Genomic DNA, 5,545 nt, shown 5'->3' with positions numbered 1-5,545 from the left:
CTGGTGGAGGAGGCAGGGGCGCGCGACACCCGTACCCGCGCCCCTGCCTCCTCCACCAGCCCCTCCACCAGCTCGCAGTGCGGCAGCATCGCCCGCTCGTGCTGGCCCACGTCGAACGCGACGCGCAGCCCGTCCAGCGGCCCCGCTTCCCGTACCCGTGCCGCCATCGAACCGCCGACCACCCCGCCCAGCGGATCAGCGGCGCCCACAGCCTCCGGCGTCCACCAGAACGACCCCGACTGACACGCCACCCTGGACACCAACTCGGGGAATTCCAGGGCCGCGTAGAGCGCGCTGAGCCCGCCGAAGCTCTGGCCGACGGCCACGAGCCGCGAGAGGTCGGCCGGTATCCCCGACTCGGCCACCAGCGGCAGCAGTTCGTCCCGGACCGCCTCCCACAGCTCGGGGCGGCACGTGTACTCGGCCTCGCGGTCCTTGGCCGGGAGGAAGGCGAGGGTGACCGGCGGCAGCTCGCCGGCCTCGAACGCGGCGTCGAACGCGGTGGCCGCGGGATGCAGGTACAGCCAGTCGTCGCCGTCCAGCAGCAGCACCAACGGCCCGCCCCCGCCCACGGGATGGAGCCGGACGGTACGCCGCCCCCCGAGCCGCTCGCTCGTCCACCGCACCCGGGCCCGCGGCACCGGCAGCACCGCGTCCGAGCCCACGGCGGGCCAGTACGGCTGCGCCGGGGCGTCCGGCGTCGAGGCGATCGACCGGTCGCCCCCGGCGCCGAAGGGGTTGAAGGGATCGGCGTGCGCGTCCTCGCCGACCAGGAACTGGTAGGTGACGCGCAGGCGTTCAGGCATCGGGACCTCGGCGTACCAGCAGTCCGTGTCGGCCCAGCGGGTCAGCGCGACCGGCCCCGACCAGCTCTCGAACTCGATGCGGGCCGCGTCGCCGCGCCACAGGAACAGGGTGCGCCAACCCCCGGCGGCAGGCACCGACTTGGGCCCGTCGACGGCCGTCCAGAACGCGTCGGTGCCGACCTCGCCGTAGAGCCCGTACTCGGTGAAGGCGTTGTCGGCCACGGCAGGTGTCTCCTTGTGAGAGGGGAGGGGACAGACTAGGCTCAGCTTCGATTAGGCGAGCCTAACCTAACGTTGACGCCCGTTTCCAGGAGGCCCGGAACATGAGCACGAACCCGTTCGACGACACCGAAGGCCGCTTCCTGGTCCTGGTCAACGACGAGGGGCAGCACTCGCTGTGGCCGTCCTTCGCGGAGGTCCCCGGCGGCTGGACGGTCGCGTTCGGCGAGGACTCCCGGGAGGCGTGCCTTGCGTACGTCGAGGCCAACTGGACGGACCTGCGCCCGCGTTCACTGGCGGGGTGAGCTGTGGGGTCGGATTTGGTTGGGATCTTAGGTAAGGCTAACCTTGCTTCGCTCGTCGAGACGGCAGTGCTCGTGCGACGCGACAGAGGAAGGACACGCCTTGCCCATGGCCACCCCCCACCAGGCCCCCCTCGCCACCGCTTCGCCGGTCTCTCTCGTGCGTCCCGCGCACCGGGGCGACGCCGAGCAACTCGCCGCGCTGTCCCGCCCGTTCGCCCTCTCCGGCGCCCTGCGGGAACGCCCGGCGCACCTGTACGCCACCCACGCCGCCGAGTTCCTCGTCGTGGAGTCCCTCGCCGGTGAACTCGACGGCTGCGTAGGGCTGAAGGCGTACGACGGAGTCGGCGTGCTCTACAACTTCTGCGTGGCGGAGGGCCGTCAGGGCGCCGGGGTCGGCGGACGCCTGATGCGCGCCGCCCTGGAACGCGCTCAACTCCTCCGCCTGACCGCACTGTTCACCGCGACGGCAGGCAGCGGCGCACTGTTCGCGCGGCACGGCTTCACCCCGGCCCGCGCGGACACGAGCACCCCGCCCGGCTGGGAGCCGAGGCGGGGGTCGCGCGTCCTGGTCCACCCCATCCGGTGAGCCGTCCGGGCCCCGTCGCATCCGGTGAGCCCTGAACCGCCGCCCCCGTAAAGGGACTTACGCGTCCGGCACCACCGTCGTACCCCCCTCGCCCTCCACCAGGCTCCGTACCGCCGCGTGCGGCACCCGCCCGTCGATCACCTGGGCCTGCCGCACCCCGCCCCGCACCGCCCGCAGGCACCCTTCCATCTTCGGCAGCATCCCGCTCGCCAACTCCGGCAGCAGCGCCTGGAGTTCACCGGCCGTCAGCCGGGGCACGACCTCCTCGCCGCGCGGCCAGTCCGCGTACAGCCCCGGCACGTCGGTGAGCACCACCAGGCGTTCGGCGTCGAGGGCCGAGGCGAGCGCGGAGGCCGCGAGGTCGGCGTTGACGTTGTAGACCTCGCCGTCGGCCCCGCGTGCGACCGGCGAGACGACGGGGATGCGGCCCTGGTCGAGGAGCGCGCGCACGGTGTCCGGGTTGACGTCGACGACGTCCCCGACGAGCCCGATGTCCACCGGGCGGCCGTCCACCCACGCGGGCCGCCGCTCGGCGGTCATCGTGTGGGCGTCCTCGCCGGTCAGGCCGACCGCCAGGGGGCCGTGCGCGTTGATGGCACCGACCAACTCCCGCTGCACGCGCCCGGTGAGGACCATCCGGACGACCTCCATCGTCTCCGGCGTGGTCACGCGAAGTCCCGCCTCGAAGCGGGTCTCCAGGCCGAGCCGGTCGAGCATCGCGCTGATCTGCGGTCCGCCGCCGTGCACCACGACCGGCCGCACCCCGGCCCGCCACAGCTCGACGACGTCCTCGGCGAAGGTGCGCCGGAGGTCGTCGTCGACCATGGCGTTGCCGCCGAACTTGACGACGACCACACCGCCTCGCAGCCCCTGCGGCAGGGGTGCGAGGGTTTCCCGGGCAGCGGTCACACTCACGGGGGCCACTCCATTCATGGACGGGCCCGGCCTCGTGGGCCGGGCTGGGACGGTCGTACCACTCGGTGATGTCCGGATCGCGAACGCCGGAGGTCCGGCGGGCGGGGGGCTCCAGGGCGGGGCGCTCATGCCTCCCGCCGGCCGCGGCGCAGCAGCAGGTCCCGCAGCAGCGCGTCCGTCGTACGGACGACGCTCCCGCGCGCGCTCCACCGCAGCGCGATGGTGTGTTCCTCGGCGGAGAACGCGGCGACGGCGTCGGCGACGACGAACGGTTCGAAGCCGTTCATCGCGGCGTCGGCGGCGGTCAGGAGGACGCCCTGGTGGGCGTACATCCCGCAGACCACGAGCTGGTCGCGGCCGTCGTCGCGCAGGAGACGGCCCAGGTGGCTGCGGAGGAAGGCGTTGGGGCGGGCGCCGTCGAGGAGGTGTTCGCCGGGGCGCGGGGTGAGCGGCGCGAGGACGGGGCCGCCGGAGTCCTCGGCGCTGAACACGACCGGCATGCCGAGCGCCCCGGCGAGTTCGCGCAGGGCGGTGACGTTCTCGACGAGTTCGACGACGGGTGACTTTCCGGCGGGGAACGCCTCGGCGAACCGGTCCTGCATGCCGTGGACCAGGAGGGCGCCGCGCGCCGGATCGAGGGACCACGAGACGTGCGAGAGGGGGAGCGCGGAGGCGTCGGGCATCGGATAGGGGGCGATGCTCGGCTGGCCCATGGGCGGTTCCCTCCCCGTGCGTCACGAACCCCGACAGGAGGATTAGGTTAGCCTAAACTAACTATCGTGCGCATCGATGGAGAGCGCGGCCCCCTCCGGTTGTCCCTCAGCACGAGGGGACCGCGTGACCTCCCAGACAGGAAGGCGCGACGCCAAGAGCAGGCGTGCGTCTCCATGGTGGACGGCCCGGCGCGATCAGCGGCCGGAAGGCGCCCGAAGTCCCCGAAAGTGTTCATCGCGGCCGATTCCCCCACACCGGACGCGCCGATACGGTACAAGCGAGCGCGCGCTCATTTGTTCCGGGCACCCCGGGCCGCGTTGAGCGGCGGGCGGCCGACACACCATGCTGGCGGGCGACTCCCTCGCGGCGCCTCAGCACCGCCGCGCGGGGGCCTTCCAGACCCGAGGTTTCCAGGAAGGTCCGATGACCAGCAAGCAGGTGACGTCATGACGTTATCCCCGACGTCCCCGAACCCCGAGGAACCCGCCGCCCGGCCCGTACGGCGGCGCGGCCGGCCCCCGGAGGCGATCGAACCGCAGATCGGCCCCACCCACCGCGCGTGGCTGGAACCCGTCCGCACCCGCCTGTTCGCCAGCGGCCTCACCCTGGACGAACTCGTCGGCCGCTCCGGCTACTCGAAGACCCGCATCTCCGAACTCCTGCGCGGCAAGGGCTACTACCCCGGCTGGGCCATCACCTACAGCGTGGTCCGCGCCCTCGACATCCCCGTCCGGCCGATGCGCCGCCTGTGGACGTCCGCCGCGCACGAGGCACACAAGAGCTCCGGCTGGATCGAGAACCGCGTGGACGACGCACGGCCCCCCGACAGCGAGCTCCCGCCCGTCGCGCACCGCGGCTTCACCGAGGCGATGGCCCACCCGTACACCGCGTACGCGCACGCCTTCCTCCAGTCCGAGCAGCGCGCCCGCACCACCGTCGGCGAGGTCTTCGACATCCTCTGGCTCACCTGGGACCAGGCCGTCGCCGCCCCCGACACCCGCCGCCACGCCTGGCACCTGCTGCGCGCCAGAGTCCTGCACCGCGCCCACCGCAGGCCCGACGGCCGCCCCGACCTGCGCGCCGCCGCCTTCGCCACCGAGGCCCAGGCCCGCATCCACGACCTCGGCGAACGCTTCGCCCACATCGAGCGGTTCACCCGCTTCTTCGACGCCGTCGCCGCCCTCCCCGAGGACCAGCGGGACGTCGTCGTCCTGCGCTACCTCTGCGGCATCGACCAGCACGCCGTCCCCGGCGTCCTCGGCCTGTCCCCGGCCATCACCCACACCCTGGACCACCACGCCCGAGGCGCACTGGAACTCCAGGGCCCCCACCTCGACGAACCGGGAGCGACCACCCCGTGACGACCGCCATCGACGACCTGCTCGTCCAGTCCCTGCTGCTGCGCCACCCCCGCGTCCCCGGCGACGTCGTCCCCTACGAGGAGGAGTACGACGACGAGGCGCCCGCCGCCGACGCCCCCGGCGACCCCTGCGCCGCCCGCTCCCTCGACGCCCTGTGCGAGGCAGCCCTCCTGCACTGCACCCCCGACGGGCTCGCCGACTTCGTCACCGACCAGCTTCCCGAGCCGCCCGTCGCCTGGACCCTCGGCTGCGCCCTGCACCTCGCCGGGCTCCAGAGCGGCGCCCGCTTCTGGTGGCAGTACGCGGCCGGCGCCGGGGACCGCGCCGCCGCCTACAGCCTCCACCTGCACCACCTCGCGCAGGGCGACCCGCACGCCGCCGCGCTCTGGCGCGCCCAGGCGAGCGCCGAGGACGACCTCATCGGGACCGACACCGACACGGCGACCGTGCTGCGGGTGCTGAGCCGGCTCACCGAACAGGCCGCGCCCCGCCCGCACACCCCGGCCGCGACCGCCGTCATGGACTTCGTCCGCACGGCCGTCGCCATCGGCTACGACCGCCACCCCGGCTTCGAGATCCCGTTGCCGGGACCGGACTTCGCGGTCCACCTGGAGATCATCGCCGCCGCGACCTCGACCC

6 protein-coding genes and 1 pseudogene are annotated in these 5,545 nt (G+C 73.5%); 4 read left to right on the top strand and 3 right to left on the bottom strand.

What is annotated here, in order from left to right; translation table 11 throughout:
* A partial coding sequence (locus AOK24_RS23005) for an alpha/beta hydrolase-fold protein (RefSeq protein ID WP_055721964.1) occupies nt 1-1,028 on the bottom strand: 1,028 nt, incomplete at its 3' end.
* Between the two features lie 101 nt (nt 1,029-1,129).
* Between AOK24_RS23005 and AOK24_RS23000 the strand changes: the two genes are divergently transcribed.
* Together AOK24_RS23000 and AOK24_RS22995 are read left to right on the top strand one after the other, a co-directional pair.
* The gene (locus AOK24_RS23000; protein WP_055721963.1) at nt 1,130-1,330 is read left to right on the top strand and encodes an MbtH family protein; all 201 of its coding nucleotides are present in this window, start codon (nt 1,130-1,132) and stop codon (nt 1,328-1,330) included.
* Between the two features lie 106 nt (nt 1,331-1,436).
* Complete coding sequence (locus tag AOK24_RS22995) at nt 1,437-1,916, top strand: GNAT family N-acetyltransferase (protein WP_055721962.1); 480 nt, start codon at nt 1,437-1,439, stop codon at nt 1,914-1,916.
* 57 nt (nt 1,917-1,973) lie between these two features.
* Here AOK24_RS22995 and argB read toward each other — a convergent pair whose 3' ends face one another.
* Together argB and AOK24_RS22985 are read right to left on the bottom strand one after the other, a co-directional pair.
* Nucleotides 1,974-2,849, bottom strand: a complete 876-nt coding sequence (gene argB, locus AOK24_RS22990; protein ID WP_420876685.1) for an acetylglutamate kinase — start codon at nt 2,847-2,849, stop codon at nt 1,974-1,976.
* Between the two features lie 107 nt (nt 2,850-2,956).
* Nucleotides 2,957-3,544, bottom strand: a complete 588-nt coding sequence (locus AOK24_RS22985) for an isochorismatase family protein (RefSeq protein ID WP_055721961.1) — start codon at nt 3,542-3,544, stop codon at nt 2,957-2,959.
* A gap of 447 nt (nt 3,545-3,991) precedes the next feature.
* Here AOK24_RS22985 and AOK24_RS22980 point away from each other — a divergent pair, with 447 nt between their 5' ends.
* Entirely contained in the window at nt 3,992-4,906 is a 915-nt protein-coding gene (locus AOK24_RS22980; RefSeq protein WP_055721960.1) for an RNA polymerase sigma factor, read from the top strand.
* A pseudogene (locus AOK24_RS22975) lies at nt 4,903-5,545 on the top strand (hypothetical protein); the annotation flags it as partial. The gene AOK24_RS22980 and the pseudogene AOK24_RS22975, both read left to right, overlap by 4 nt.

Source organism: Streptomyces niveiscabiei (genome assembly GCF_001419795.1).
Taxonomy (GTDB): Bacteria; Actinomycetota; Actinomycetes; order Streptomycetales; family Streptomycetaceae; genus Streptomyces; species Streptomyces niveiscabiei.
This window is presented reverse-complemented; position numbering and strand designations above follow the sequence as displayed.

What these genes read in the sequence shown, in the direction of transcription:
- AOK24_RS23000 (WP_055721963.1), top strand. Translation starts at nt 1,130, where the DNA reads ATGAGCACGAACCCGTTCGACGACACCGAAGGCCGCTTCCTGGTCCTG.
- AOK24_RS22995 (WP_055721962.1), top strand. Translation starts at nt 1,437, where the DNA reads ATGGCCACCCCCCACCAGGCCCCCCTCGCCACCGCTTCGCCGGTCTCT.
- argB (WP_420876685.1), bottom strand. Translation starts at nt 2,849, where the DNA reads ATGAATGGAGTGGCCCCCGTGAGTGTGACCGCTGCCCGGGAAACCCTC.
- AOK24_RS22985 (WP_055721961.1), bottom strand. Translation starts at nt 3,544, where the DNA reads ATGGGCCAGCCGAGCATCGCCCCCTATCCGATGCCCGACGCCTCCGCG.
- AOK24_RS22980 (WP_055721960.1), top strand. Translation starts at nt 3,992, where the DNA reads ATGACGTTATCCCCGACGTCCCCGAACCCCGAGGAACCCGCCGCCCGG.